Source organism: Pseudomonas sp. TE3910, assembly GCF_056279025.1.
The window spans coordinates 4,249,844-4,276,808 of sequence record NZ_JBWBQN010000001.1; the positions used below are offsets into that span (position 1 = coordinate 4,249,844).

General features: G+C 59.2%; 28 protein-coding genes and 1 pseudogene. 17 read left to right on the forward strand and 12 right to left on the reverse strand.

The genetic code is table 11. From position 1 onward, the window contains the following. Positions 1-24: 24 nt before the first annotated feature. On the forward strand, positions 25-1,596 hold the full coding sequence (locus ACZ9H3_RS19375) for a methyl-accepting chemotaxis protein (protein ID WP_476222037.1): 1,572 nt from the start codon (positions 25-27) through the stop codon (positions 1,594-1,596). On the opposite strand, the gene ACZ9H3_RS19380 is transcribed toward ACZ9H3_RS19375, so the two are convergent. The 4 genes from ACZ9H3_RS19380 to norR form a co-directional block, all read right to left on the reverse strand. Further along, a complete protein-coding gene (locus ACZ9H3_RS19380; protein WP_065758895.1) occupies positions 1,593-2,381 on the reverse strand; it encodes a YkgJ family cysteine cluster protein in 789 nt (262 codons plus the stop codon). The two genes, ACZ9H3_RS19375 and ACZ9H3_RS19380, sit on opposite strands and share 4 nt — an antisense overlap. Beyond that, on the reverse strand, positions 2,359-2,676 hold the full coding sequence (locus tag ACZ9H3_RS19385) for a hypothetical protein (RefSeq protein WP_330521962.1): 318 nt from the start codon (positions 2,674-2,676) through the stop codon (positions 2,359-2,361). Before ACZ9H3_RS19385 ends, ACZ9H3_RS19380 begins: the two co-directional genes overlap by 23 nt. A 78-nt stretch (positions 2,677-2,754) precedes the next feature. Next, positions 2,755-3,654: a chemotaxis protein gene (locus tag ACZ9H3_RS19390; protein WP_065758893.1), complete on the reverse strand. Its 900-nt coding sequence runs from the start codon at positions 3,652-3,654 to the stop codon at positions 2,755-2,757. A 71-nt stretch (positions 3,655-3,725) separates the two neighbouring features. Then, positions 3,726-5,279, reverse strand: coding sequence for a nitric oxide reductase transcriptional regulator NorR (gene norR, locus ACZ9H3_RS19395; RefSeq protein ID WP_476222040.1), 1,554 nt, complete (start codon positions 5,277-5,279; stop codon positions 3,726-3,728). Between the two features lie 155 nt (positions 5,280-5,434). Between norR and hmpA the strand changes: the two are divergent. From hmpA to alaC, 9 genes and pseudogenes are all read left to right on the forward strand, one after another. Beyond that, positions 5,435-6,617, forward strand: a pseudogene (gene hmpA, locus ACZ9H3_RS19400) (NO-inducible flavohemoprotein). Between the two features lie 334 nt (positions 6,618-6,951). After that, positions 6,952-7,458 carry a disulfide bond formation protein B gene (locus ACZ9H3_RS19405; protein ID WP_065758890.1) on the forward strand — a complete coding sequence of 169 codons (507 nt, stop codon included), beginning with the start codon at positions 6,952-6,954 and terminating at the stop codon, positions 7,456-7,458. A gap of 560 nt (positions 7,459-8,018) precedes the next feature. Then, positions 8,019-8,966 (forward strand): ubiquinol oxidase subunit II, encoded by a 948-nt coding sequence (cyoA, locus tag ACZ9H3_RS19410; protein WP_065758889.1) that lies wholly within the window; start codon positions 8,019-8,021, stop codon positions 8,964-8,966. 3 nt (positions 8,967-8,969) lie between these two features. After that, complete coding sequence (cyoB, locus tag ACZ9H3_RS19415) at positions 8,970-10,991, forward strand: cytochrome o ubiquinol oxidase subunit I (RefSeq protein WP_330521965.1); 2,022 nt, start codon at positions 8,970-8,972, stop codon at positions 10,989-10,991. 3 nt (positions 10,992-10,994) lie between these two features. Continuing rightward, positions 10,995-11,618 (forward strand): cytochrome o ubiquinol oxidase subunit III, encoded by a 624-nt coding sequence (cyoC, locus tag ACZ9H3_RS19420; RefSeq protein ID WP_099773582.1) that lies wholly within the window; start codon positions 10,995-10,997, stop codon positions 11,616-11,618. Then, positions 11,619-11,948, forward strand: a complete 330-nt coding sequence (gene cyoD, locus ACZ9H3_RS19425; RefSeq protein ID WP_065758886.1) for a cytochrome o ubiquinol oxidase subunit IV — start codon at positions 11,619-11,621, stop codon at positions 11,946-11,948. Between the two features lie 10 nt (positions 11,949-11,958). Further along, positions 11,959-12,846: a heme o synthase gene (gene cyoE / locus ACZ9H3_RS19430; protein ID WP_330521966.1), complete on the forward strand. Its 888-nt coding sequence runs from the start codon at positions 11,959-11,961 to the stop codon at positions 12,844-12,846. Positions 12,847-12,971: 125 nt separating this feature from the next. Further along, positions 12,972-14,102, forward strand: coding sequence for a hypothetical protein (locus ACZ9H3_RS19435; RefSeq protein ID WP_476222045.1), 1,131 nt, complete (start codon positions 12,972-12,974; stop codon positions 14,100-14,102). A gap of 123 nt (positions 14,103-14,225) precedes the next feature. Continuing rightward, complete coding sequence (alaC, locus tag ACZ9H3_RS19440) at positions 14,226-15,458, forward strand: alanine transaminase (protein WP_065758900.1); 1,233 nt, start codon at positions 14,226-14,228, stop codon at positions 15,456-15,458. A 53-nt stretch (positions 15,459-15,511) separates the two neighbouring features. Here the strand turns inward: alaC and ACZ9H3_RS19445 are convergent, their stop codons facing one another. After that, on the reverse strand, positions 15,512-15,991 hold the full coding sequence (locus ACZ9H3_RS19445; RefSeq protein WP_476222047.1) for a GNAT family N-acetyltransferase: 480 nt from the start codon (positions 15,989-15,991) through the stop codon (positions 15,512-15,514). Between the two features lie 142 nt (positions 15,992-16,133). Between ACZ9H3_RS19445 and ACZ9H3_RS19450 the strand changes: the two genes are divergently transcribed. The 4 genes from ACZ9H3_RS19450 (at position 16,134) to ACZ9H3_RS19465 (ending at position 20,714) form a co-directional block, all read left to right on the forward strand. Further along, complete coding sequence (locus ACZ9H3_RS19450) at positions 16,134-16,511, forward strand: YkgJ family cysteine cluster protein (protein WP_065758882.1); 378 nt, start codon at positions 16,134-16,136, stop codon at positions 16,509-16,511. A 98-nt stretch (positions 16,512-16,609) separates the two neighbouring features. Next, positions 16,610-17,179 (forward strand): hypothetical protein, encoded by a 570-nt coding sequence (locus ACZ9H3_RS19455; RefSeq protein WP_476222050.1) that lies wholly within the window; start codon positions 16,610-16,612, stop codon positions 17,177-17,179. Between the two features lie 179 nt (positions 17,180-17,358). Further along, the gene (locus tag ACZ9H3_RS19460; RefSeq protein ID WP_065758880.1) at positions 17,359-17,748 is read left to right on the forward strand and encodes a lysozyme inhibitor LprI family protein; all 390 of its coding nucleotides are present in this window, start codon (positions 17,359-17,361) and stop codon (positions 17,746-17,748) included. Between the two features lie 389 nt (positions 17,749-18,137). Continuing rightward, positions 18,138-20,714, forward strand: a complete 2,577-nt coding sequence (locus ACZ9H3_RS19465) for a sensor domain-containing protein (protein WP_330521971.1) — start codon at positions 18,138-18,140, stop codon at positions 20,712-20,714. A 142-nt stretch (positions 20,715-20,856) separates the two neighbouring features. Here ACZ9H3_RS19465 and ACZ9H3_RS19470 read toward each other — a convergent pair whose 3' ends face one another. Beyond that, positions 20,857-21,123 (reverse strand): hypothetical protein, encoded by a 267-nt coding sequence (locus ACZ9H3_RS19470; RefSeq protein WP_330521972.1) that lies wholly within the window; start codon positions 21,121-21,123, stop codon positions 20,857-20,859. A 16-nt stretch (positions 21,124-21,139) separates the two neighbouring features. Next, complete coding sequence (locus ACZ9H3_RS19475) at positions 21,140-21,799, reverse strand: M24 family metallopeptidase (protein WP_476222054.1); 660 nt, start codon at positions 21,797-21,799, stop codon at positions 21,140-21,142. Between the two features lie 176 nt (positions 21,800-21,975). Here ACZ9H3_RS19475 and ACZ9H3_RS19480 point away from each other — a divergent pair, with 176 nt between their 5' ends. The 3 genes from ACZ9H3_RS19480 (at position 21,976) to ACZ9H3_RS19490 (ending at position 23,337) form a co-directional block, all read left to right on the forward strand. Beyond that, positions 21,976-22,365, forward strand: coding sequence for a hypothetical protein (locus ACZ9H3_RS19480; protein WP_330521974.1), 390 nt, complete (start codon positions 21,976-21,978; stop codon positions 22,363-22,365). Between the two features lie 64 nt (positions 22,366-22,429). Further along, on the forward strand, positions 22,430-22,909 hold the full coding sequence (locus ACZ9H3_RS19485) for a sterol desaturase family protein (protein ID WP_330521975.1): 480 nt from the start codon (positions 22,430-22,432) through the stop codon (positions 22,907-22,909). Positions 22,910-23,067: 158 nt separating this feature from the next. Continuing rightward, complete coding sequence (locus ACZ9H3_RS19490) at positions 23,068-23,337, forward strand: metal-sensing transcriptional repressor (RefSeq protein WP_065758873.1); 270 nt, start codon at positions 23,068-23,070, stop codon at positions 23,335-23,337. Here ACZ9H3_RS19490 and ACZ9H3_RS19495 read toward each other — a convergent pair. The 5 genes from ACZ9H3_RS19495 to cydP all read right to left on the reverse strand — a co-directional run bounded on the left by ACZ9H3_RS19495 (position 23,334) and on the right by cydP (position 26,750). Then, entirely contained in the window at positions 23,334-23,639 is a 306-nt protein-coding gene (locus tag ACZ9H3_RS19495; RefSeq protein WP_065758872.1) for a cyd operon YbgE family protein, read from the reverse strand. The two genes, ACZ9H3_RS19490 and ACZ9H3_RS19495, sit on opposite strands and share 4 nt — an antisense overlap. Beyond that, the gene (gene cydX, locus ACZ9H3_RS19500) at positions 23,629-23,745 is read right to left on the reverse strand and encodes a cytochrome bd-I oxidase subunit CydX (RefSeq protein WP_065758871.1); all 117 of its coding nucleotides are present in this window, start codon (positions 23,743-23,745) and stop codon (positions 23,629-23,631) included. Before cydX ends, ACZ9H3_RS19495 begins: the two co-directional genes overlap by 11 nt. Positions 23,746-23,819: 74 nt before the next feature. Beyond that, positions 23,820-24,959, reverse strand: coding sequence for a cytochrome d ubiquinol oxidase subunit II (gene cydB / locus ACZ9H3_RS19505; protein ID WP_476222058.1), 1,140 nt, complete (start codon positions 24,957-24,959; stop codon positions 23,820-23,822). A 10-nt stretch (positions 24,960-24,969) separates the two neighbouring features. Then, positions 24,970-26,544: a cytochrome ubiquinol oxidase subunit I gene (locus tag ACZ9H3_RS19510; protein WP_454240767.1), complete on the reverse strand. Its 1,575-nt coding sequence runs from the start codon at positions 26,542-26,544 to the stop codon at positions 24,970-24,972. After that, positions 26,541-26,750 carry a cytochrome oxidase putative small subunit CydP gene (cydP, locus tag ACZ9H3_RS19515; RefSeq protein ID WP_065758868.1) on the reverse strand — a complete coding sequence of 70 codons (210 nt, stop codon included), beginning with the start codon at positions 26,748-26,750 and terminating at the stop codon, positions 26,541-26,543. Before cydP ends, ACZ9H3_RS19510 begins: the two co-directional genes overlap by 4 nt. Positions 26,751-26,965: the final 215 nt, after the last annotated feature.

The window sequence follows — 26,965 nt, forward strand, 5'->3', positions numbered from 1 at the left end:
TGCCAACAATAATGAGCGCCCACAATGAAGAGCAATCTGCCTGTGACTGGCCGCAATATGGATTATCCCGGCGATGCCAACATCCTCTCTACCACTGACCTTACCAGCGCGATTACCTACGCCAATGATGACTTTGTCAGCATCAGCGGTTTTAGTCGTGAAGAGCTTATAGGGCAGCACCATAACCTCGTGCGCCACCCGGACATGCCGCCGTTGGCCTTCGAGCAGATGTGGCAGACGCTCAAGCGCGGGCGTTCGTGGATGGGGCTGGTGAAGAATCGTTGCAAGAATGGCGATCATTACTGGGTCAGTGCATTTGTGACACCGATCACCAGCCAGGGGCAGACGGTTGAGTACCAGTCGGTACGCACCAAACCGGCAGCTGCGCACGTCGAGGCCGCCGAGCGGATGTATGCCCAGTTGCGCAGTGGTCGTACCAGTTGGTTGCAGCGTCTGCCTGTGCCGAGGCTGGAGTGGCAGTTATGGGGCGGCATGAGCCTGGCATTTGCCGTGGCAATGGCCGCGCACTGGCTGCTGCCACTGTCGAATATACTGACCCTGGCGCTGAGCTCTGCACTGAGTGCCGCCGTGGTATTTCCCCTGTTACGTCCCTTTGAACGCTTGCGACGCCGTGCCAAGGCGGTTGCGGACAACCCGTTGAGCCAGCAGCTGTATACCGGTCGCCGGGATGGTGTCGGGCAAATCGAGTTTGCCATGCTGATGCTGGAGTCTCAGGTGGGCGCTGTGGTTGGGCGCATTGGCGACACGTCCAAGCGCTTGGCGGTGGAAGCGGCTGAGCTGGCCAGCCACTTGCACAGCAGTCACAACAGTACGCTGGGCCAGCAAAGTGAAACGGATCAGGTGGCTACTGCCATCCACCAGATGGCGGCCAGTGTGGCTCAGGTCGCCAGCAGTGCTCAGCAGGCCTCACAGGCGGCGGACCAGGCTGAAGATGAAACCCAGAGCGGGCAGCAGCTCGTTGATCAGAGCCAGAACGCGATTTTGCAGTTGGCCCGTGAGCTGGAGGTTGCCACGCAAGTTATCCACAACCTGGAGAGCCACAGCAGTGAGATTTCCAGTGTGCTGGATGTCATTCGCAGCATTGCCGAGCAGACCAACCTGCTGGCCTTGAACGCCGCCATCGAAGCGGCTCGGGCAGGGGACCAGGGGCGCGGCTTTGCCGTGGTGGCTGACGAAGTGCGCGGTCTGGCGAAGCGCACCGCCCAATCGACTCAGGAAATTCAACGCATGATCGGCGTGTTGCAAAGCGGTGCGCGCAATGCCGTGCTGGCGATGCAACAGAGCAGTACCTATGTCGGCAATAGCGTTGAGCAGGCACAGCGTGCTGCCAGTGCGCTTGATGGCATCAGTCAGCGGGTTACCCAGATCAATGAAATGAGCCTGCAGATTGCGGCGGCGGTCGAAGAGCAAAGCAGTGTCAGTGAAGACATCAACCGCAACATCACCAGCATTCGCCAAGCCAGCGAAGTCACGGTCAGTGCCGGGCAGCGCGGCCACCTGAACTCCAGCAATGTTGCCGAACTGGCCGAGGGCTTGCGGCAACTGGCTGACGAATTCTGGCGCCGCCGCAGTTAACCGGCCTGAAGTGGAATGAAACTGTAGTAGGTCGCCGGTTCGCTGGTGACCTGCGCACCCAGCGTTTGCAATTGCTCGGCCAATAGCGGATCGGTCACGTGCAGGCGCCAAGCGCTGCCGGTATCGGCAGAGGCCTCGACGTCACGGATCGCACTCGCCATGGCCTCGACGGTGGGCAGGTAAGCGGTGAAACCGTTGCCCTTGACCGCGCTGACATCAATGCCCAGGTGTTGGCAGATCGCAACTTTGGCACGGATATCTTCGCGGTCAGCCTGACGCGATTGCTCGATCAGTGCTGCCAGTTCCGGGTCCTGGAGCTGGTCGCGGTGAATCAACAGCGGCCCATCCTGCCAGGCTTCGGGTGGGCAATCCTTGGCCTCGGGGCGCAGCGGAATGTGCGGGTTTATTTCCATTGGGTAGATGCGGCACACCAGTGGCCGTTCCGTGTAGATGCGGCAGCGGTAATCCGCATCCAGGTTGCGGCAGGGGCCGACGTTATACGCCGCAAAGGTCACCGCCAGGTGGATCTGGCTCGCGCCGCACGCCACCGGAAAACTGCGGCGCAAGGCATGCTCGCGCTGGCCGTCGGGCAGCCCTGGGCCTTGCTCGAAAAACGCTTCGAGCAAGACAATCAGTTGGCCGCCGGATGCGCTCCAGCGCCCGGCTTCGGCCAGGGTCAGGGGCACATGATGATCGGTACAGCATTTGCCGCAGCCAACGCAATTGAACGGGGTGGAAAGAGACACGGTAGTGGGCTTCTTCTTAGCGGACGGGTGTGACGGCATCCCACTCGGTCACGTGGGCAGTACGGGTTTCACGGTGGTACAGGCACAGCTCGGTACCGGCCTTGTTCTTCATGTGCGCAGGCTTGTAGTGCCCCTGCAAGAGGATCGCCGTGTAACCCACGCTGTCATCGAACAAGGCACTCTGCTTGAGCGGCTTGACTGCGGTGAGTTGGCTGGCGGCTACGCAGGTGGCCAATGCCTGGTGTTGCGCGTCGGCCCAGGCTGCATCGCTGGAGGCGCTCGCCTGGGTGAGAGGCAAGGCCAACAGGCACAGGGTCATTACGGCGTTTCTCATGGTGCGCGCCTCGTGGGCAGTGACGGTTGCTTGCGATTATGCCTCAGACCGACTGCCCGACAAGTGAGCACAATGCCTTCACTGGCCGAAGTCGGCCACCGTACGCGCAGCATGGATCAGGCAGTCGGTCAGCTCCGGAGAGGAAAACTTGGTCAGTACGGCATTGGCTCCGGCGGCCTTGGCTTTCTCGCTGTTCATGGCGCTGTCCAGCGAGGTGTGCAGGAGCACGTAGAGGTGCTGGAAGTCCGGCGTTTCGCGCAGGGTGCGGGTAAAGGCGTAGCCATCCATTTCGGACATCTCGATGTCCGAGACCACTACATTGATCTCCTGATCAGTGCCTTGCAGCTCCAGCAGTTTGTCGATGGCTTCCTTGGCGCTGCGGGCGGTGTGGCACTCGATACCCAGGTTGCGCAAGGTGTGTACCGACTGCTGCAGGGCCACCTGGCTGTCGTCGACCACCAGAATATTGGCAGCGCCAAGCACCGCAGCGTCTTCTGGAGCCAGCTCGATATGGGTGTGATCGTGAGGCGCAGGGGTAATGCCGTGAATCACTTTTTCGATGTCCAGCACTTGCACCAGCGTACCGTCGACCTGGGTTACCCCGGTAATGAACGACTTGCCGCCCGAGGCGAAGGGTGGCGGGCGAATGTCGGTACTCAGGCAGTGAACGATCTTGCTTACGGCTTGTACGTGCAGGCCCTGTTTTGAACGGCTGATATCCGTAACGATCAGGCAGCCCCCGTCCGGGTCGAGCAAGGGGCGCTCGCCGATGGCGCGGGACAGGTCGATCACCGACAGCGAGTTGCCGCGCAAGGTGGCGACGCCTTTGACATGAGGGTGGGACTCAGGCAACCGGGTCAGCGGCGGGCAGGCGATAATCTCGCTGACCTTGAGCAGGTTGATGGCCATCAGCTTGCCGCTGCGCAGGGTGAACAACAGCAGCGACAGCGAGTCCGCACGGGCTTTTTGCGAGACCATAGGCACCTTCAAGGTTTAAGAACAGGGTGAGATGTCGGGTTATCGGCCCGGCATCGGCTGGCTTTAATACGTCAGCGTAGACCGAGGCGCTTGGCCAGGCGATTGAGGTTGGCCCGATCCAGGCCCAGCTCGCGTGCGGCACTCGCCCAGTTGTGTTGATGGCGTTCCAGGCTGGCTTTGATCAGGTCGCGCTGGTAGGTGTCTAGCGCCAGGCGCAGGTCGCCGACCACCGTCGCATTGGCAGGGCTTGCATTGTTGCTGACCGATGCTGACTCACTGTGGGGTGCCGGCAAGTCGAGGTCGCTGGCGCTCAGGCTGAGAATTTTCGGTCGTTCCGGGTGTTGTCCAAGGGCTTTGAGTGCCGAGCGGCCAATCAAGTGCTCCAGCTCGCGGACATTGCCTGGCCAGTTATAGGCCAGCAGTGCGGCTTGTGCGTCGGGGGTCAGGCGCAGGCTGTTCAGGCCCATGCGGGAGCGGTTCTGTTCAAGGAAGTAGCCACTGATCAGCAGCACATCGCGCCCACGCTCGCGCAGCGGCGGCACCTGCAGTGGGTAGACGCTCAGGCGATGATAGAAGTCGGCGCGGTAGCGACCGGCGCGCACCTCTTCGGAGAGGTCGCGGTTGGTGGCGGCAATCAGGCGCACATCCACCCGATGATCCTGATCCGAACCCAGCCGTTGCAACTGGCCGCTTTGCAGCACGCGCAACAATTTGGCTTGCACCTGTAGGGACAGCTCGCCGACCTCATCGAGAAACAGCGTGCCGCCGTTGGCCAGCTCGAACTTGCCGCGGCGTTCACCCACTGCGCCGGTAAAGGCCCCACGTACATGGCCGAACAGTTCGCTTTCCACCAGGGTGTCGGGCAGGGCGGCGCAGTTCAGGCTGATCAGCGGCTTGTCGGCGCGTGACGAGGCTGCATGAATGGCCTGGGCCACTAACTCTTTGCCGACCCCGGTTTCGCCGGTGATCAACACAGTCAGGTCGCTGCCGCCTACCAAGGCGATCTCTTCAAGCAGACGTTTGTGCGGCTTGCTCTGGCCGATCAACTCCCGCTCCTGAAAACCACTGGCCTCGCGGTAGAGTTCGGCTCGTTGGTGTTCGTCCTCTATGCGCAGGGCCAGGCGCTCGATCCGTTCGGCCACCTTGACCGTTGCGGCGGCCAGGCTGGCGAAGGCTTGCAGGGCATCAAGCTCGATCTGCTGAAAGCGTTCCGGGGCGAGTGCGTCCAGGGTAATCAGCCCCCAAGGCTGTTCATCAACGAACAGCGGACAGCCCATGCAGTCGTGTACTTCAAGGTGCTGGTGCAGGCCTTCGACCAGGCCGTCATAAGGGTCGGGCAGGTCGCTGTCGCTGGCAAAGCGTGTGGGTTCGTGACGGCTTAGCAACACCTGAAAACGCGGGTGCTCGCTGATTTTGAAGCGCCGCCCCAGGGTGTCGGTACTCAAACCGTCGACCGCCAATGGCACGAGCCATTCGCCCTCACGTTTCAGCAAGGCCGCAGCGTCGCATGGCAACAGGGTTCGCATGGCCTCCAGCAGGCGTCGATAGCGTTCGCGTTCCGGCAGCTCGCGGGACAGGTCGCTAACCAGTGGCAGCAGGGCGGTGAGCAGGGGCTTTGCGGTCATAATGACTCCTGTTGGTCGAAATGACTATAAAACAGATGGGGTCATAATGACTCTATATTTTTTAAGTTATTGATTTTATTGAATTTTAAACTTGGCACGGTTCCTGAATTACTCATGGCAGTTTTTACAGAAGCCATAGGCTCAGGAGTACCCTTATGCTCAATGCCCAAGACCGTGCAATCATCAAAGCAACCGTGCCGCTGCTGGAAAGCGGTGGTGAAGCACTGACCACGCACTTCTACAAGCTCATGCTCAGCGAGTACCCCGAGGTGCGCCCGCTGTTCAACCAGGCTCACCAAGCCAGCGGTGACCAGCCACGTGCATTGGCCAATGGCGTACTGATGTATGCGCGGCACATCGACCAGCTCGAGCAATTGGGTGGCCTGGGTCGGGCAGATTATCAATAAGCATGTGGCCTTGCAGATCCTGCCAGAGCACTACCCGATCGTCGGTAGCTGCCTGCTGCGCGCCATTGAAGAAGTGTTGGGCAGTGAAATTGCCACCCCTGAAGTCATTGCCGCCTGGGGTGCAGCCTATCAACAACTGGCCGACATCCTGATCGGTGCCGAAGCCCAGGTTTACGACCAGAAAGCCGAAGCCGTCGGTGGCTGGCGTGGTGCGCGGGTGTTCAAGCTGGCCGCGCGGGTGGAGGAGAGCAGCGAGATCGTTTCCTTCTACTTCGCGCCTGAAGATGGCGGTGCGATTCTGGCGGCAGAGCCGGGTCAATACATCGGCCTGCAGTTGTTCATCGATGGCGAAGAGCATCGTCGCAACTACTCGCTGTCGGCATTGAGCAAGGGCGGCCAGTACCGCATCAGTGTCAAGCGTGAGGAGGGAGGTAAAGTCTCCAACTACCTGCACGAGCAACTGCAGGTGGGCGATACCCTGAACCTGTTCCCACCGTCGGGCGAGTTCACCTTGGCCGCCAGCGACAAGCCGCTGGTGCTGATCAGTGGTGGCGTAGGCATCACGCCGACGCTGGCGATGGTGGAGGCTGCGCTGTCCACGGGCCGCTTGATTCACTTTATCCACTGCGCCCGTAACGGTGCTGTGCATGCCTTCCGTGGCTGGATCGATGACCTTGCGGCGACGCATCCGCAGTTCAAGCGCTTCTACTGCTACGCCGAAGACGATGGTGCCAGCCCGGCTGCCGATGCCGTGGGGCTGTTGACCCTCGACCAGTTGGATCAGTGGCTGCCGGCTGAGCGTGACCTGGATGCCTACTTCCTCGGGCCCAAGGGTTTCATGGCGACCGTCAAGCGTCACCTGAAAGGCCTGGGTGTGCCGGAGCAGCAGAGCCGTTATGAGTTCTTCGGGCCGGCTGCAGCGCTGGAATAACCCTTCACAATCCCCAGCAAAGCCGGCTCCTGCCTGGAGCCGGCCTTGCTGGCGGTTCAATACGCTGCACCGCAGCGGTAAAAAGCCCGATGTGTAAAAACCTTTAGAGGTTAATCCTGCATTAATCGGCTTATCCTTCACTGCCTGATGTCTATCACGCATGCCTCCTTTCCGATACGGTCCGTTGCCCCGAGGTAACGGTCGGCGATCGGTCGAGCCGCGATGGCCGGAGCGGGGCGCGAATTTTGCACATTCAAAGGCCAGAGCCAGCGTGTAGACTTTCTTGTGGCGGTGTGCCGCCAGCGGAGTCATTTATCTATTAAAGGGAACGGCAATGAATGAACACGTACAGCGCCTGAATCGAGAGCGGCGCTTTCTGGTTCTGCTGGGGATAATCTGCCTGGCGTTGATCGGCGGCGCACTGTATATGCAGATCGTCCTAGGTGAGGCCCCGTGCCCGCTGTGTATCCTGCAGCGCTACGCGTTGCTGCTGATTGCCCTGTTTGCCTTCATCGGTGCGGCCATGCCCGGTAAGCGCAGCCTGACGGTCTTCGAGATACTGGTAGTACTAAGCGCCATAGGCGGCATCGCCGCTGCGGGCAACCATGTCTATATTCTGGCTAACCCGGCCGTCAGTTGTGGGATCGACACCCTGCAACCGATCGTCGACGGGTTGCCGCTGGCTTCGGTTCTGCCGCTGGTGTTCCAGGTCGATGGCTTTTGCTCCACGCCCTACCCGCCGGTACTGGGTTTGTCGCTGGCGCAATGGGCGTTGCTGGCCTTTTCACTGACGGCTGTTCTGGTGCCGCTGGGCATCTACCGCAACCGTCGCCAGCCTTAGACAAAAGTCACGCCTCGGGCAAGCGTGCTGCGACATCCGGTACGCCTTGAATGTCGCAGCAGCATTGATCTGGATCAAGTCGCAGCCCTTGTAGTACGGGCCTTTCAGACGTACCGGCAGGGGTGCGACAAACTGTCGCAAAATTGATTTTGAACGATTTATTGTTACAGATTCTGTAAAGGACTGTTGCGCAATAAGTCATAGTCAATGCCAGGTTACATATCTACAATCGCCCCCAATTTCCGTTCGGCACCGCTTGCGAGTCGCAGGATTAAAGGAGCTAAGGCTCTTTTCGCTGACTCTGTCGAGCATCGCCAGCGGCGATGCCGGGCTGACCCCCCTCCGTGATTTCCCGCACCAAATGGACTTGGTCTGAAGACAGGCCCGTTGCCTACGAAGTCAAAATAATAACCGTCGTTATATAAGGTTTTGCTGAGTCGCCACAGTGCTCCTCCATGCATAACCCTATTCGATCCCGTAAATGCTAACGCTTGGCAGGACGAAGTGTTGGCGACCAAAACACAAATTGCATTGAAGCAAGCTGCTCTAGAGGTCGTGAAATGAGTAAAAAGCGTTACCCCAGACTGTTTGGCATTCTGCCCTTTTTAGGCATGCTTTTTCTCAGTGGGTGCAATTGGACCCTGCTCGACCCTAAGGGTCAGGTCGGCATTGAGCAAAAGAACCTTATCCTGATCGCTACCGGCCTGATGCTGTTGGTGGTGATTCCGGTCATCCTGATGACCATCGCATTCGCCTGGAAGTACCGTGCTTCCAACAAGGCGGCCAACTACACGCCTGACTGGTCGCACTCGACCAAGATCGAAGTGGCGGTCTGGACCATCCCGGTACTGATCATCATTGCGCTGGGCTATGTCACCTACAAGACCACCCACTCACTGGATCCGTATCGCCCTCTGGACTCCGAGGTTAAGCCGGTACAGATCGACGTGGTCGCGCTGGACTGGAAATGGCTGTTCATCTACCCGGAACAAGGCATTGCCACGGTCAACAAGATCGTCTTCCCGGCCAACACCCCGGTTAACTTCCGCGTGACCTCCGATGCGGTCATGAACTCGTTCTTCATCCCGGGCCTGGGCGGTCAGATCTACGCCATGGCCGGTATGACCACCAAGCTGCACCTGATCGCCAACGAGAAGGGTGAGTTCGACGGTATCTCCGCCAACTACAGCGGTGCGGGTTTCACCGGTATGAAGTTCAAGGCAATTGCCACCTCTCAGGCTGATTTCGACGCCTGGGTAAACGAAGTCAAGCAGTCGCCTAAGCAGCTGGAAGCAGCTGAGTACGAGGCTCTGGCCAAACCAAGCGAAAACAATCCGGTTGCGCTGTACGGCGCTGCACCGGCTGACTTCTTCCAGACCATCGTCGACAAGTACGAAGGCATGAAACGTGGCAAGCCTGTGCACCACGAGAAGGAAGCCAGCAAGGAAGTAGCCGCTGTGCAAGAGGTGGACACGAGTATGCATTCAGCTGCTGGGGCAGAGGAGTAAGAGATGTTCGGTAAACTAAGTCTGGATGCGATACCGTATCACGAGCCGATAGTCATGGTGACCCTTGCCATGATCGCGCTCGGCGGTATCGCGCTGATCGGTGCTATCACCTATTTCCGCAAGTGGACCTACCTGTGGACTGAGTGGCTGACTTCGGTCGACCACAAGAAAATCGGGGTGATGTACATCATCGTCGCGATGGTCATGCTGCTGCGCGGCTTTGCCGACGCCATCATGATGCGTACCCAGTTGGCCATGGCCACTGGCGGCGGCGAGGGCTACCTGCCGCCCGAACACTATGACCAGATCTTCACCGCTCACGGTGTGATCATGATCATTTTCATGGCGATGCCATTCTTCACCGGCTTGATGAACATCGTTCTGCCGCTGCAGATCGGTGCGCGTGACGTGGCCTTCCCGTTCCTGAACTCCCTGAGCTTCTGGCTGCTGGTGTCCGGCGTTGCGCTGGTCAACATCTCCCTGGGCGTTGGTGAATTCGCCAAGACCGGCTGGGTTGCCTATCCGCCGCTGGCCGGGATTCAGTACAGCCCTGGTGTCGGTGTGGACTACTACATCTGGGCGCTACAGATATCCGGATTGGGGACAACGCTAACGGGCGTCAACTTCCTTGCCACCGTGCTGAAAATGCGCGCGCCTGGCATGAAGCTGATGGACATGCCGATCTTCACCTGGACCTGCACCTGGGCCAACATCCTGATCGTTGCATCGTTCCCGATCCTGACCGCTACACTCGCACTGCTGACTGTTGACCGTTATCTGGACTTCCACATTTTCACCAACGAGCTTGGTGGGAACCCGATGATGTACGTCAACCTGTTCTGGGCGTGGGGTCACCCTGAGGTGTACATCCTGATCCTGCCGGCGTTCGGCGTGTTCTCGGAAGTCATTTCGACCTTCACCGGCAAGCGTCTGTTCGGCCACAAGTCGATGATCTACGCCAGCGGCGCGATCTCGGTACTGGGCTTCGGCGTTTGGCTGCACCACTTCTTCACCATGGGTTCGGGCGCTAGCGTCAACACCTTCTTCGGTCTGGCGACGATGCTGATTTCGATCCCGACCGGTGTGAAACTGTTCAACTGGCTGTTCACCATCTACCAGGGCCGTCTGCGCTTCACCGCGCCAGTATGCTGGACCCTGGGCTTCATGATCACCTTCTCCATCGGTGGTATGACCGGCGTTCTGCTGGCGGTTCCAGGTGCTGACTTCGTTCTGCACAACAGCCTGTTCGTGATTGCTCACTTCCACAACGTGATCATCGGTGGCGCGGTATTCGGCTACATCGCCGGTTTCGCCTTCTGGTTCCCGAAAGCCTTCGGTTTCACCCTGAACGAGAAGTGGGGCAAAGCGGCCTTCTGGTTCTGGATCTCCGGCTTCTACGTGGCCTTCATGCCACTGTACGCGCTGGGCTTCATGGGTATGACCCGTCGTCTGAACAGCTCGACCAACCCTGCCTGGGAACCGTACCTGTACGTTGCCGTGGTCGGTGCGGTGCTGATCCTGTTCGGTATCGCCTGCCAGCTGATCCAGCTGTACGTTTCGATCCGTGATCGCAAGCAGAACATGGACGTCACCGGTGACCCGTGGAACGGCCACACCCTGGAATGGTCGACTTCGTCGCCACCACCGTTCTACAACTTCGCCACCCTGCCAGTTAATGCCGGCCTGGATGCATTCACCGAAGCCAAGCGTGATGGCTCTGCTTACAAGGCTCCTGCCAAGTACAGCGCGATCCACATGCCGAACAACACCGCCACTGGCGTGTGGATGGGTGCACTGATCACTGTGTTCGGTTTCGCCATGATCTGGCACATCTGGTGGCTGGTTGTCGCCAGCCTGGTTGGCACCATTGCTGTCTTCGTTGCTCACGCTGCACGTGACGACCAGGGCTACATGGTTCCTGCAGAGGAAGTCGCCCGCATCGAGGGTGAGCGTTTGAAGGCCTTGGGCCTGGCAACCGGCTCCCCAGTGCATGGCGCACGTGTCGAATCGTTTGAACGGGTTTAATCAATGTCCAGTCATGTATTGAATGCTGATGCTGCTCATGGTCACGACCATGGGCACGAAGAACACCACGACTCGGGCCCGATGACCGTATTCGGTTTCTGGCTCTACCTGATGACCGACTGCATCCTGTTTGCGTCGATCTTCGCGGCCTTCGGGGTACTGTCGAATAACTTCGCCGGTGGTCCGTCGGGTCATGACATCTTTGAACTGAACTACGTACTGGCTGAAACCGCGCTGCTGCTGTTCTCCAGTATCACCTTCGGTTTCGCGATGCTGGCGATGTACAAGGGCAACAAGAATGGTGTGCTGGCCTGGTTGGCCATCACCTTCCTGTTGGGCCTTGGCTTCATCGTGATGGAAGTCAACGAGTTCCACCTGCTGATCTCTGAGGGCTTCGGTCCTCAGCGCAGTGGCTTCCTGTCGGGCTTCTTTGCACTGGTGGGTACTCACGGTCTGCACGTGACCGGCGGCCTGATCTGGATGGCTGTAATGATGTACCAGATCAACAAGAAGGGTATCACCGCGACCAACAAGACCCGCATGAGCTGCCTGAGCCTGTTCTGGCACTTCCTGGACGTGGTCTGGATCTGCGTGTTCACCGTTGTCTACCTGCTGGGGGTTCTGTAAATGGCTAACGCTCACCATAGTCACGACGCCAGCCACGGCAGCTACAAGTCGTACGCGATCGGTTTCATCCTGTCGGTCATCCTGACGGTCATTCCATTTGGTCTGGTGATGTACCCAAGCCTGCCAAAAGACATGACCATCCTGATCGTGGTGGCCTTCGCAGTGATCCAGGTAGTCGTCCATCTGTTCTACTTCCTGCACCTGGACAGCTCGCGTGAGCAGCGCTGGAACGTCAGTGCCTTCCTGTTCACAGGGCTGGTTATCGTGCTGCTGGTCGGTCTGTCCCTGTGGATCATGTTCAGCATCCACACCAGCATGATGGCGAAGTGAGGTAGACAGCATGTCCTTTAAGCACTTTATCCAAATCACCAAACCGGGGATCATTTTCGGTAACGTGCTTTCTGTGGCAGGCGGTTTCTTCCTTGCCGCGCAAGGGCATGTCGACTTCGCACTGTTCCTGGCGACGGTTATTGGTACTTCGTTGGTGGTGGCGTCCGGTTGCGTGTTCAACAACTGCATCGACCGTGACATCGACCTGAAGATGGAACGTACCAAGAACCGCGCCATGGTTCAGGGCCTGATCTCGCTGAAACTGGCGCTGGTCTACGCCACCCTGCTCGGGGTGGCCGGCTTTGGCCTGCTGTACGTCAAGGCCAACCCGCTGGCGGCGCTGTTTGCCCTGATCGGCTTCGTCATCTACGTCGGCTTCTACAGCCTGTACCTGAAGCGTAAATCGGTGCACGGCACCCTGGTTGGCAGCCTGTCCGGTGCCATGCCTCCGGTGATCGGTTACTGCGCCGTGAGCAACAGCTTCGACCTGGCTGCGCTGACCCTGCTGGTGATGTTCAGCCTGTGGCAGATGCCGCATTCCTATGCGATTGCGATCTTCCGCTTCAACGACTACCTCGCAGCGTCGATTCCGGTATTGCCGGTAAAGCGCGGCATTGGGGTCGCCAAGAAGCACATCCTGCTGTACATCATCGCGTTCCTGCTTGCCACCCTGATGCTCACCATCGGCGGTTACGCCGGCATGAGCTACATGGCGGTAGCAGCGGCCATGGGCATGTACTGGTTGTACATGGCCTGGACCGGCTACAAGGCAGTAGATGATCGCCTCTGGGCACGCAAGCTGTTCGTGTTCTCGATCTTCACCATTACCGCCCTGAGCGTGATGATGTCGCTGGACACCAAAGTGCCGACCGAGTTGTTGCTGACTTACGCGCACTGACAGTCGCCTGCTTCATGAAAAGCCCCGGCTCAATGCCGGGGTTTTTTTTGGGCGCGTTTCCGTATGCCTGCGTTTTTTCGCTGCGTTTAGTCTGCTGCCATCTTCAATCAGATCGAGTTGGCAGCATGAGCATTTTGACAGTGTATTTTTGTGGTACCGGTTCCCATCGTTTTGACGACCTTCACCCCAACTTCTGGGATGGCGAGTTGGTGTCGACGCTGGCCTCTAACACGCAGGGCCGGGAGTTTGCTGATTGGGTCATCATTGATGGCCCAGGAAGCGGCAACCTGCAGGCGGATGAAATGTTTGTCGAAAACAAGGCATACGGCATGACCGGCACCTTGTTTGGCAGAGGTTGGGATGAAAACGTAGGTCATGCACTGCAGATCATCAAAGGCCGCTGCGATTGGCAGCGTCAGGATTTGACCGAGCAGGAGTACAACCAGCTGAAAGCCGCCGGTGTTCCGATCAAGGACCTTGAGGCCAGTGGTTCCTGGTTCTGGCGTCGCTATAGCTATGGTAAGCGTGACGTTACACCACAGCAGTTGCAGGAACAGATCATCAAGACTTTCCGCAAGAACGGCGTCATACCTACCCAAGTGAACATGGTTGGCTGGAGCCGTGGTGGCATCAGTTGCCATATGCTGGCCAACGCCATGGCCAACGACGCAGCGCTCAAGCACATACCGGTGAATATCTTTGCAATCGACCCGGTACCTGGCTTGCTCAATTTCCAGGATAACCGGGTAAAACTGGCAGCGAACGTGAAGGAGTATGTAGCGTTCTACGCACGCGACGAGCGCTCCAAAGGCTTCGCCTGTGTCATTCCGCAGACCGCCAGCAGCACCCGTACATGCGTGTACCCGATGCCGGGCCGACACGCTACCCTGGTGGGCAATGCCGCTGCCGACGGTGCCTCGGGGGACAAGGCGTTGGCCGAGCCGGGGTTGATCGTGCGGCATTTCGCGGAAACCTGCCTGACCCGTTGGGGCACCTCGTTGAGCAAGCGTTTGCAGTTGAATGAAGGGCAGTTGAAGGTGCATCACAAGGCCTTGAACGACCACGACCCGCGCTATCAGGCCATGCGCAAGCACTCTTATACCCTCATCACCGAATCGGATAAAAACGAGCGAGCGGTGAGCCTGGGCAGTAACGGTGTGCCGTTTTCTTCGATCCAGGGTAGCCACCTGAGCCCCAAATCCGGCTTGGCCACGCCGCTGGAGTGGCATGACGGGGCCTACAAAGACATCTGCTAAGTTGCTCAATTTTCTTCGGTAGCTCTGGACAGCGGTGACCTTGGCGCTCTATTGTTTGCCTCGGCCACCGCAGTGGCCAACGTCGCTCGGACGGTTCCGGGCGCTTACGTCTTCGAGGAAGCCATGGCTGACCAAGGTTCGCCGCGCCGCTTTGCGCGCATTGATCGTCTCCCCCCTTACGTCTTCAACATCACCGCCGAACTCAAGATGGCTGCACGCCGTCGTGGCGAGGACATCATCGACCTGAGCATGGGCAACCCCGATGGGGCTACGCCACCGCACATCGTCGAGAAACTGGTGCAGGTTGCCCAGCGTGAAGACACCCACGGCTATTCGACATCCCGCGGCATTCCACGCCTGCGCCGCGCCATCTCGCGTTGGTACAAAGAGCGCTACGAGGTCGACATCGACCCTGAAAGCGAAGCCATCGTGACCATTGGCTCCAAGGAAGGCCTGGCGCACTTGATGCTTGCCACCCTCGACCATGGCGACACAGTGTTGGTGCCCAACCCCAGTTACCCGATCCATATCTACGGTGCCGTGATCGCAGGTGCCCAGGTGCGTTCCGTACCGCTGGTGCCGGGGGTGGACTTCTTCAATGAGCTGGAGCGGGCGATTCGCGAGTCGATCCCCAAACCGAAGATGATGATTCTCGGCTTCCCGTCCAACCCGACCGCGCAGTGCGTAGAGCTGGACTTCTTCGAGCGCGTGGTGGCACTGGCCAAACAGTACGACGTGCTGGTGGTTCACGACCTGGCCTACGCCGACATCGTCTACGACGGCTGGAAAGCCCCGTCGATCATGCAGGTGCCGGGCGCCAAGGACATTGCGGTGGAGTTCTTCACCTTGTCCAAGAGCTACAACATGGCGGGCTGGCGGATCGGCTTCATGGTTGGTAACCCGGAGCTGGTCAATGCCCTGGCGCGGATCAAGAGCTACCACGACTACGGCACCTTCACACCGCTGCAGGTCGCGGCGATTGCCGCTCTGGAAGGCGATCAGCAGTGCGTGCGCGACATCGCCGAGCAATACCGGCAGCGGCGCAACGTGCTGGTCAAAGGCCTGCACGAGATCGGCTGGATGGTTGAAAACCCCAAGGCCTCGATGTACGTCTGGGCAAAAATCCCCGAGCCGTATGCGCACCTGGGGTCGCTGGAGTTCGCCAAGAAAATGCTGGCCGAGGCCAAGGTCTGCGTATCGCCAGGCATCGGGTTTGGTGATTACGGCGACGATCACGTGCGTTTCGCCCTGATCGAGAACCAGGACCGTATCCGCCAGGCACTGCGGGGTATTCGCCAGATGTTCCGCGCAGACGGCCTGGAACTGCCGAAAGCGACCAAGCCCGCCCGCGATTAAGATCGCAGGCAAGCCTGCACCCACAACGGTTGGGGCAGGCTTGCCTGTGATGCTCAAGCCCTCTGCAGGCGCATCTGCACCAACGCCACCCGCTCGCCGCGCTGATTGCTGCGCTCTTCGATTCCGTAGGGCACAAAGCCCAACTGTGGGTACAACAACAGGCCGGCGGTGTTCTGGTTGAAGCAGGACAATTCCACGTCCTTGGCCTGGTAGTGCTCCCGTGCCATCGCGATCATTTGTTCGATCAGGTAACGGGCTACACCCTGGCCCCGGGCTGCCGGGTCGACAATCACATTGCCAATCGAACAGCGCCCACCTCGCTCCCATTCATAGAAGTTGGCGAAGCCGACAACCCGCCCATTCAGCTCGACCACCGTTGAGTTGGCGCGCTGATCAATGGAGGCTTGCAACTGTGCCTCGGTCAATGGAAACGAGGCTTTCGGGAACATGAAGTAGAGTTCTTCCGGGCCTTGCGGGAAGGTGCAGAGCAAGGCGAGGTCAGTAGCGACAACAGGGCGGTGAGTCAACGACATCAAAGGCCTCCTTGGCCGGGCAGTAGCAGTCTGTCGGGAACGCGAATTTAATTTTTGCGCCCACTGTTCAAATACTGGGCGAAGCATAGAATATTGCTCGGGTTTCTCCCTATAACGATATTCCTCCCCCCTGTTCCCCATCATGTCCGAAAACAATCCTTGTTTGAATTGCGGTGCCTGCTGCGCGTATTTCCGTGTGTCTTTTTTCTGGGGTGAATGCAGCTCGGCTGGCGGGCTGGTGCCCGACGAGTTGGTCGAGCAGATCAGCCCTAGCCGTGTTGCCATGCTGGGCACAGGGTGTAAGCCCAGCCGTTGCATCGGCCTTGAGGGTGAAGTGGGCAAGGCGGTCAGTTGCTCGCTGTATGAGCAACGCTCAACGCCTTGCCGTGAGTTTGATGCAGCCTGGGTCAATGGCCAGCCCAATCCGTCCTGCGATAAGGCGCGGGCGGCCCATGGGTTGCCACCGCTGGAAGCCAACGAGCCGAGCTGGCCGGACGACGACGGCGCCTCAGCCGCCTGAGCTGTCTGGTTTTGTGCGTAACAGGGCGAAAATACAAGCGTCGAGCGGCGTGATCGCTTAGGGTGGCGCACTTTTGAAACGGTCAAATGGATATGACAGTGCGCCCAAGTTACCTCTCGATCAGCGTGATGCTGTTCCTTTGCAGCCTGTTTTTCGATGCCCTTGAGCTGAATACGGGCAGCGCGTTTTCGGCGATGCATTTGCTGATTGCCGGCTGGTGGGGCGTTATTTTCGAGCTCTATGGCTGGTTCGCCAACCCGTTGCTCGGCCTCGCCTTGCTGTGTCGACGGCGCTGGCCGTGGTTGGCGTTAGTCATAGCCCTGGCGGCCTGGGGGCTGGCGCTTTCCTGCCTGTGGATAAGCCGGGTGCCGGACAACCACAGCTATGATTTCGCCCGTGTGGCCGGGTTTGGTTGGGGCTACTACCTCTGGCTCGCCGCGTTTACAGTGTTTGCCGCAGGGCAGGGCTGGCATTGTTGGCAGCGACGAAAGGGTGTCGAAATACCTCGTTGGCGCCTGCTCGACTGGCTGATTCTGATCGCACTGAGTGCCACGGTGTTTTGGGCCAGTGGCAACCTCGGGCCGCTGCATCAGGTAAAAATCGAGCGCCAGACGGTATCTGCCGAGGACGGCATGGTGCCTCAACGGCTGGCCGAGGTGCCGCACTGAACCACCACCCTACCGGCCACGATCAGGCACGGCTGTGTAGTCGGGTGTTTCGCGCCATCAGCCCGTTGCGCCTGCAAATAGGCCACCCAAGGGGGCAATGCTTCCCATTGTCTTGGCGCTGCCCGGTCTGCATGCTGCGTCTTTCTGTCGATCTGTTGACGTTCCCAAGGACCTAGAACATGAAAAAAACGACCCTTTGCGCCGCGCTATTGCTGTGTACAACGACGCAAGCGGTGCTGGCGAAAGACGGCTACTCGGCGGCGTACAGCCAGTGCATGGATGCCTCCGGCGGTGTTACCTCCACCATGAATGAATGCAGTGGCGCCGAGATCAAGCGCCAGGACGCTCGCTTGAACCAAGGCTATAAAACCGCCATGGCCGGGCTGGAACCTGCCCAGCAAGGCAAATTGCGTGATGCTCAGCGTGCGTGGATCAAATACCGTGATGCCAACTGCGGGATGTACTACACCCTTACCGGCGGCACCATGGACATACTCAATGGTGCCGCATGTACCCTGCGCATGACCAAGGAGCGGGCAGATGAGTTGGCCACGTTGCTTGGGCCATAATGGTGCTTGACCTTGGCAGATCAGCGGTGCTGCATACATAAACGGATCTGCAAACAGTCATATATGTTCCAAGGTATAGTTACAGGCCCTGGAACATACTCCAGCATGCAGTAGTTATACCTGTTCAAGACAGCACATATCGTCTTCACTGAATCGTTTAATGGCTTTTATCAGGGCGAAGTTCACGGTGTGCCGTGCCCGCGCAGCGTGGCCTGTTCAGCGTTAAAAGGGCTGTTTGGCATTGCTATTTATTGACTTTGATAAGTGGCAAAAGGATGATGGCAATATGATGGTGTTTTTGAGTTTGTTAGAATTCTGTACGCCACGCTTATCCCCATGGGTAGCGGACGGGTCAAGTGTTTAGTTGCTCTATGGAAAGAAGGTCAGCCATGTCCCTGTTGTCGAGCGAACCCTTGCCCCCGACGTTGGAACATAAGGCGCTGCTGAGCATCCTCGATGACTCGCTGGCGATTGCCGAGTTTTCACCCGACGGCATCCTGCTGGCTGCCAACGGCCTCTACCAGAAACTCTTCGGCTATTCACCTTCGCAACTCTGCGGCCTTCACCATCGAATGCTATACGCCAGCAGCCTGAGCGATGTCTCGGCGTGTGATCGGCTATGGGGCAGCCTCAGGAACGGGCAGGCCATCAGCGGCCAGTACCCGTACACGAGTGCTGATGGTCGCCAGCTGTGGTTGGCCGCAACCTATAAAGCGGTCTTCGCGGCTGATGGGCGAGTGGCCAAAGTGGTCCAGTTTGCGGCCGATGTCACTGCCCGTGTCGAGCAGGAGCACCTTGAACACGAGCGTACACGGCTGATCTCGCTGTTTGCCGAGCATTCGCACAATGCGCTGGTGCTGGCGGATCACAAGGGCTGTGTGCTGTTTGCGAATGACGCGGTGCACAGGCTTTTTGGCTACACGCCGCAGGAGTTGCTCGGCAAGCCGCTCATGCAACTGTTCAACAGCCTGCAGGCCCAGATCACGCCGTTGAGCGAGGTGCTTGAACACCTGGACACCGGGAACTCCTACAGCAGTGAAGAACTGCTTTACAGCAAGCATAAACAGCCCCTGCTGTGCGCCTTGCGGGTCAACCCTATTGTTGATGGGCACGGTGCGTTCAGTCACGTCGTCTGCGTGGTCAACGACCTCACCGATGCCAAGATTCATGAAGTGCTGCAGCGCAAGGCGCTGGAGTCGATGGCGGGTGAGGCACCGCTGGCCGAAGTGATGACGCTGATCTGCAACGAAGTCGAGCGCATTGCGCCCGAGGTGGTTGCCTCGATTCTGCGTGTCGATGAGCACTGCATGTTGCGCCCGCTGGCCAGCCCAAGCCTGCCGCAGAGCTACGCGCGCGCGCTGGACGGTGTGGTGATTGGCCCGGACGTAGGCTCCTGTGGCACGGCTGCCTTTATCGGTTCGCCGGTACACGTGCGTGATATTGAAAACGACCCGCTCTGGGCGCCCTATAAACACCTGCCACTGCCCCTGGGATTGCGCGCCTGCTGGTCGACACCGATCAAAACCAGCGCAGGCCAGGTGATTGGTACCTTCGCCTTCTATTATCGGGAGGTGCGCGACCCCAGTGAGTTTCACAAGCGTCTGGTGCAGATCTGTACCCACCTGTGCGCCTTGGCCCTGGAGCGCGATAGCGCGCGCCTGAAGATCCGTCAGTTGGCGTTCTACGACAGCCTCACCGGGTTGCCCAACCGCAATCTGCTGCTGGCCAATGCCGACCAGGCGATTGCCAGCGCCGAGCGCAACCAGCAGTCGCTGGCGGTCCTGTTCATCGACCTTGACCGCTTCAAGCAAGTCAACGATTCCTTCGGTCATCCGGCAGGCGATGACCTGCTGTGCCTGATCGCCGAGCGCTTGCGCAGCGACGCCTACAACAGCGAGATCATCGGGCGCTGGTCGGGCGATGAGTTCGTCATCGTCCTCAACCCCTGTACCGCCGCCCAGGCTGTGGACACCGTAGAGCGCCTGCAGGCATTGATTTCCATGCCCTGTGACATCGGTGGTATTACCCTGATGCCGTCCGCCAGCATTGGCATCAGCCAGTACCCGGATGACGGTCAGGATATGGAAACCCTGCTGCATTGTGCCGACCTTGCCATGTACCAGGCGAAAACCCGCGGGCGTGGTCGCTTCAGTTTCTTCAGCAACGACATGAACCAGCTTGCTCAAGAACGCCTCACCCTCGAAATCGCGCTGCGTAATGCCCTGCTGGGCCAGCGCCTGCAACTGCACTACCAGCCGTTGGTGAACCTGAAGACGGGCGCCCTGTTGGGCGTTGAGGCGCTGGCACGCTGGCATGACCCGGTCTTTGGCCATGTGTCGCCGACCCGCTTTATTCCACTGGCTGAAGAGTCCGGCTTGATTGGCGCGCTAAGCGATTGGGCGCTCACGCAAAGCTGTCGGCAACTGGCCCAATGGCGCAGCGAGGGTTTGGCGGTGCCGGGGGTATCGGTGAACCTGTCAGCGACCAACTTCCATAACCGCGACCTGCCACGGCAGATCATCGACACGCTCAAGCAATACGCACTGCAGCCCCATGACCTGACCCTGGAAATTACCGAAAGCGTCATGCTCGACCCCAACCCGAGCATCATGCTCAACCTGCACGAATTGCATGCGCTGGGCATTGAATTGGCGATGGACGATTTCGGCACCGGTTATTCCAGCTTGAGCTACTTGCGGCGCATTCCGTTGAGCACCCTCAAGCTGGACAAAAGCTTTGTGCATGACATGGAGCACGACACTGCGGCACAGGCCCTGACCCGCGCAGTGATTCGTATTGGCGAGAGCTTGAACCTCACCGTGGTAGCCGAAGGTGTGGAGAACGAAGCACAACGTGCGCTGCTTCAGATTCAAGGTTGCGAAGTGGGGCAGGGCTACCTGTTCACCCGCCCGCTGCCTCCCGAACAGTTGGCCGAATGGTTGGAAAGCACCGCCGGCGGCCTGTGATGCGGCCTGTTGTGCTCAGAAGCGCTAGCCGACGTTGATCATCATCGCCGCCGTACCGAGCAGCACCACTTCCGCGCCCACCGGGCCGAGGTGCGCGCCAACTGAAGGCCGCTTGATTACGCCAGTTCAGTACGTTTGGTGATCACTTGTGCCGCAGCAGTTCACAGCGCCGTTTTTCCAGGTTGAGGTTCTGTTTTGCCAGCTCTTCGGCAAGTTCGGCCAAGCGTCTTTCACCGTAAGCGATGACGGCCTCTTTCGAGGGGTACAAGTCCTCGATGTGGTAGTTGCGACCGGCTTCGGTGCAATCGTACGCACTGCCAATGTAGCCCCTGGCGACCAACTCTATCTCCAGGGGCTGAAAGCTGCGTGTCAGCAGCCAGGCTTTATAAGGGTAGGTTCTCTCGCTCATACCTGTGTTCTGCGTGTCAGGCCAGCAGGTCCTCATAAAATGCCCCATAGGGCTTTTCGGGGTGGGCAATCTGGATTTCAAGGATCCACAGGCCGGCATTCGGGCAGCGCTCGAAATCCCCCAGGTCGCCTCCCCGATAGATCGCATGCGGGAAATCGCTGACACGGTGGCCCTTGATGTTCAGGTTCAAGCGCCAGCCCATGGCCTCGGCTTGCTCTTCGGCGTAGCGATAGAGTTCCTGCCCCGCGACGCGCTCATTGGCCCAACGCTGTTGCACCGTGTCGAACAGCGTTTTGGCGGCAGCGGCGCAGGCCACCATTTGCGCATCCGTACCGGTGGTGAAGGTTGCCCCGGCGTCGCCCTCGTGCCCGCGCCATACCGCACCCATGTCGATGAAGAAAATATCGTCTTCACCCAGCACCGGGTCACCCTCGGAGCGCTCCTTGAACATCTTCAGGGTGTTGCTGCCAAAGCGCACCAACAGCGGATGCCAGATGCGTTGCATCTCCAACTCGGCGAGCACCTGCTTGCCCAGTGCAATAGCCTCGGACTCGCGCATGCCGGGACGGATCAATGCCGACAGCATGTCGATCGCGCGCCAGGTCATGGCTTGCGCGTACTTCATGGCCTCGATGTCGTAGGCCTCGCCTACGGCTTCCTTGGCGGGTGCGTTCATGCAGGGCTTCCTTTCCTATGAGGGTGGTTCGCTATATTAATATCTATATAGCGCTGGGTGCGACGGCTTTTTTGGCCGGGTGCTCGAAGTGTCTATCTGCCTGATGTAAGTCAAGCGCAAGTGGGCACGTTGGCCTAGAGTGAAACAACGACCTCCACCCGTTAAGGTGTTCGAACATGAGCAGATCACTCCCCGTTGTTGGCTTGGCGTTGTTACTGGTCAGTTGTGGTGTCGGCGCGCAAACGCCGCCTGACGCAGACCAGCAGTGGCAGCAGCACATGACCGAAATGCGCACAATGCACGAACGCTGGATGGCCAGCAAAACCCCTGAAGAGCGTCAGGCAATGATGAAGGCTCACCAGCAGGCCATGGGTAACGGCATGTCCGAAATGGGCGGCTGCATGGGCGGTGGCAAAATGATGGGCGGGATGAACCAGGGTTCGATGATGAACCAAGGCCCCATGATGAACCTCGACTCCGTGGAAAAAGTCGACAAGGCCATTGCACACATGGAGCAGATGATCGAGCAACTGCGCAAGCACCGGGAAATGCTTTCCAAGCCGTGAGCCTAGACCGTCGGCCAGTGTTCACATACCCTGACGCCGACGTTTACCGAGCCACCTGTTTCCTATGATTGCCCACCTCGCGATATTCCTTTGTACCCTGACGGCCATGGAAGGTGTCGGCTATCTGGCGCACAAGTACGTCATGCATGGCTGGGGCTGGTTTTTGCACCGGTCCCACCATGAAAAACACCTGGGCGCCCTGGAAACCAACGACGTTTACCTGCTGGCCCTCGCACTGGTGGCCGTCGGCCTGATCGCAGAGGGCAACGCCGGCCATGACCCGCTGCAGTGGATCGGTGCCGGCGTGGCAGCGTTTGGTGTGATCTATATCGTCATCCATGACGGCATCGTGCACCGCCACTGGCCGGTGCGACCCAGGCCGCGCCATCCGTACCTGAAGCGGCTGTACCGTGCCCACCTGATGCACCACGCGATAAAAGGCCGGAAAAACAGCGTGTCGTTTGGCTTTCTGTATGCCCCGCCAGTGCGGCGGCTGAAACAGCAACTGCGCGAGCGCCGCATGAATCGCAAACCGTTGACCTGAGACCGGGTTTCGTTTGCTGGACACGGTACAGTCGGCCATGCAAAGTGGCGGGCCGAAAATGCGACCCACTACGAACAGCGTTATTCACGGGAGAAAACCTGAAGGGTTGCTCAGGAAGAGCAGCGTATCGACCTTATGGCGTATTACAGAGTTCAGACATGATAAAACAACAAGAATCAAAGAGCAGGGATGCCATCCTCAAGCGGCTGGCCCGCGTCGAGGGACAGGTTCGCGGCATCCAGGCAATGATCACGCGCGGTGATGAGTGTGAAGCGGTTGCCCAGCAGTTCAGTGCGGCACGCAAGGCCCTCGACAAGGCCTATCAGGAAATGTTGGTGTGCCTGGTGGAAGACGCGATCCTCAGCCCTGAACAGAGCAATCAGGAAAAACTCGCCCAGGTTCGCGCCATCTTTACCAAGTACACCTAAGCCACGGCTTGAACGCGGGCTTGCCAGAGGATGGCATAGCCCAGCCCCATCAGCAGCCATCCCAGCAGGGGATGGAAGACACTGCGCCACAGCCGGCTTTGCGGGTCAAAACCCACCCCATGAATGAAGCCGCTGGAGATACCCAGCATGCTCAGCATGATCAGCCGATGACTGTAGTGGCCATCGGCGTCCAGCATCACCGCCGGGTGGATCAGGAAAATCAACGTCAACGGTGTCGCCAGCAGCAGCGACACAGCGCGGCTGTAACCGCGCTGTAGCCACGGACGGGGCTTACTGGTCACCCGTCACCTCTTCATCAAGGTTCTGGTGGGTTTCCAGCCACAGGGCGTTGATGATGCCGAAGCTGCAGGCCAACAGTACGCCGAGTATCCAGGTGAAGTACCACATGATGTTCTCCTTGCCGCGTTGGGCGGCGGGTGTGCTGATCGGCGCAAGGCAGGCCTGCGCCGAACAGGCTCGGATCAATACAGCCCGTGAGGGTTGGCTTCGATGGTCTTGTTGGTCAGGCGTCCCCACATGCGGGTGTAGCACCACAGCGTGTAACCCAGGATCAGCGGCACGAAAATGCACGCCACGATGAACATGATGCCCAGGGTCTTCTGGCTAGAGACCGCGTCCCATACCGTCAGGCTGGAGGCGGCATCGAGGCTCGATGGAAACACGAACGGGAACAGCGCAAAGCCGGCGGTGCAGATGGTGCCGACAATCGCCAGGCTACTGCCGAGGAAGGCCACGCCCGCGCGGTTCAGTTGGGCACCGAGCAGGGCCAGCAGCGCGCCGGCAAAGCCCAGCAGCGGGGCGATGATCGTCAGCGGGTAGTGGCTGTAGTTGGCCAGCCAGCCGGCGTTACCCACCGCCACCTGTTTGCTCAGCGGGTTGATCGCACCACCGGTGTTGAGCCCATCGGCCAGGGTCAGCCCAGGAATCGAGGCCACCAGCCAGGCGCCCGCACCGGCAAAGGCCGTCAGGTACACCAGTGCGCACAAGCGGGTGGCCACACGGGACCGTGCATGCAGATCGGCATCGGTACGCAGCATCAGCCAAGCCCCGCCGTGCATACTCAGCATGCTCAAACTGACCACGCCAGCGAGCAGGGCGAACGGGTGCAGCAAACCGAAGAACGAGCCTTCGTAGCTGGAGCGCATCAGCTCGTCGAGGCGGAACGGCAGGCCCAGAAACAGGTTGCCGAAGGCCACGCCAAACAGCAGGGCCGGTACGGCGCCACCGGTGAACAGGGCCCAGTCCCAGGCGTTGCGCCACTTCTGGTTTTCCAGCTTGCTGCGGTAGTCAAAGCCTACCGGCCGGCAGAACAGGGCAAACAGCACCAGCAGCATGGCCCAGTACAGCCCGGAAAACGCCACCGCATAGACCATCGGCCACGCCGCGAACAGCGCGCCACCGGCGGTGATGAACCACACCTGATTGCCATCCCAGTGCGGGGCAATGGTATTGATCGCCACCCGCCGCTCATTGTCGGTCTTACCCACGAACGGCATGAGCGCCATGGCCCCCATGTCAAAGCCGTCGGTCAAGGCGAAGCCGATCAGCAGCACGCCGATCAACACCCACCACACCAGCTTCAGTGTTTCGTAATCAAACATGATCTGCTCCTCAAGCCTTGACGGTGTGCGCGACAGCGTCACGCTCGAAGTGATAGCGCCCGGTGTGCAGGCTGGACGGGCCAAGGCGGGCAAACTTGATCATCAGGTACATCTCGATCACCAGCAGCAGGCTGTAGAAGGCGATCAGTGCCAGCAGCGAGCCCATCACATCGCCCGCAGACAGCGACGAGGTCGAGAGGTGAACCGGCAGCACTTCGGCAATCGACCACGGCTGACGACCATGCTCGGCCACCACCCAGCCGGTCTGGGCGGCAATCCACGGCAGTGGCAGGCTGCACACGGCAAACTTGAGCAGCCATGGCTTGTTCTCGGCATTGCGCTTGATCGAGGCCCAGGCGGCCAGCACGAACAGCACCAGCATCAGGAAACCGGACGCCACCATGGCGCGGAAACTCCAGAACATGGTGAAGACATCCGGAATGGTGTCCAGCGAGGCTTGCTTGATATGTGCTTCGCTGGCGTCGACCACGCTCGGGGTGTACTTCTTCAGCAGCAGGCCGTAGCCGAGGTCTTTTTTCACCTCATTGAACGCGGCGATATTGGCCTCGCTCTTGTCGCCATGACGCAGCTTCTCCAGCAGGCCATAGGCGATCATGCCGTTACGAATGCGCACCTCGTGGTGAGCGATCAGGTCCTTGATACCGGTGACCTGCTTGTCCACCGAACGCGTTGCGATGATGCCCATCACATACGGGATCTTCACCGCATAGTCGGTACGTTGCTGTTCCTGGTTCGGCAAGCCAAACAGGGTGAACGCGGCAGGCGCCGGTTCGGTTTCCCATTCGGCTTCAATCGCGGCCAGTTTGGTCGTCTGTACATCACCGATCTCGTAGCCGGATTCGTCACCCAGCAGGATCACCGAAATGGTCGAGGCCAGGCCGAACACTGCGGCAATCGCAAACGAGCGACGGGCAAACGCCAGGTCACGTTTCTTCAGCAGGTAGTAGCTGGAGATCGCCAGCACGAACACGGCGCCTGTCACATAACCGGCAGAGACGGTGTGAACGAACTTCACCTGCGCGACCGGGTTGAACAGCAGCGCGCCGAAATTGGTCAGCTCCATGCGCATGGTTTCAAAGTTGAACTCGGCACCCACCGGGTTCTGCATCCAGCCGTTGGCGATCAGAATCCACAGCGCCGACATGTTCGAGCCAATCGCCACCAGCCAGGTCACGGCCAAATGCTGCACGCGGCTCAGGCGGTCCCAGCCAAAGAAGAACAGGCCGATGAAGGTCGACTCGAGGAAGAACGCCATCATCCCTTCAATGGCCAGCGGCGCACCAAAGATGTCCCCCACATAGTGGCTGTAGTAGGCCCAGTTGGTGCCGAACTGGAACTCCATCGTCAGCCCGGTGGTTACCCCCAGGGCAAAGTTGATCCCGAACAGCTTGCCCCAGAACTTGACCATGTCCTTGTACACCTGCTTGCCGGTCATGACATAGACCGACTCCATGATGGCCAGCAGAAACGCCAGCCCCAGGGTCAAGGGCACAAACAAAAAGTGGTACATCGCGGTGACTGCAAATTGCAGGCGCGACAGATCGACTACGGATTCCGAGATCATCTCGGTTTCTCCTCGGTGAGTTGCGAAGGGGGTGGCGTGCCGAATAGGTGGGCGTCGAAGCGCGCACTGCCGTTGACCGGCACCGTTGGTTCACTGAACCAGATGGCTTTTATGCTGAAGAGGATGACCAGCTTGACCACGAGGATGATGCCAATTTCCCGCACCAGCGGGATTCGCCATGGGGACTTGGGGGCATCGTTGGGCACGCTGTGACTCCGAGGTCGATCAGGCGGGCATTGCGACGACGTTCGAGGGGTAAACCTGGCGCCATCCAGCAACGTCTGCTGAGGAGTTTGGCGAGTGTTCCGGGGCTCAGAACACTCATGGCGCAATGCTACGTTATACCCACGGGGGTATGTAAGGCGCGGCCATTGACGCAAGTCAAGGCCACGCCAAGTAGTGCCCAAACAGGGCAAAAAAA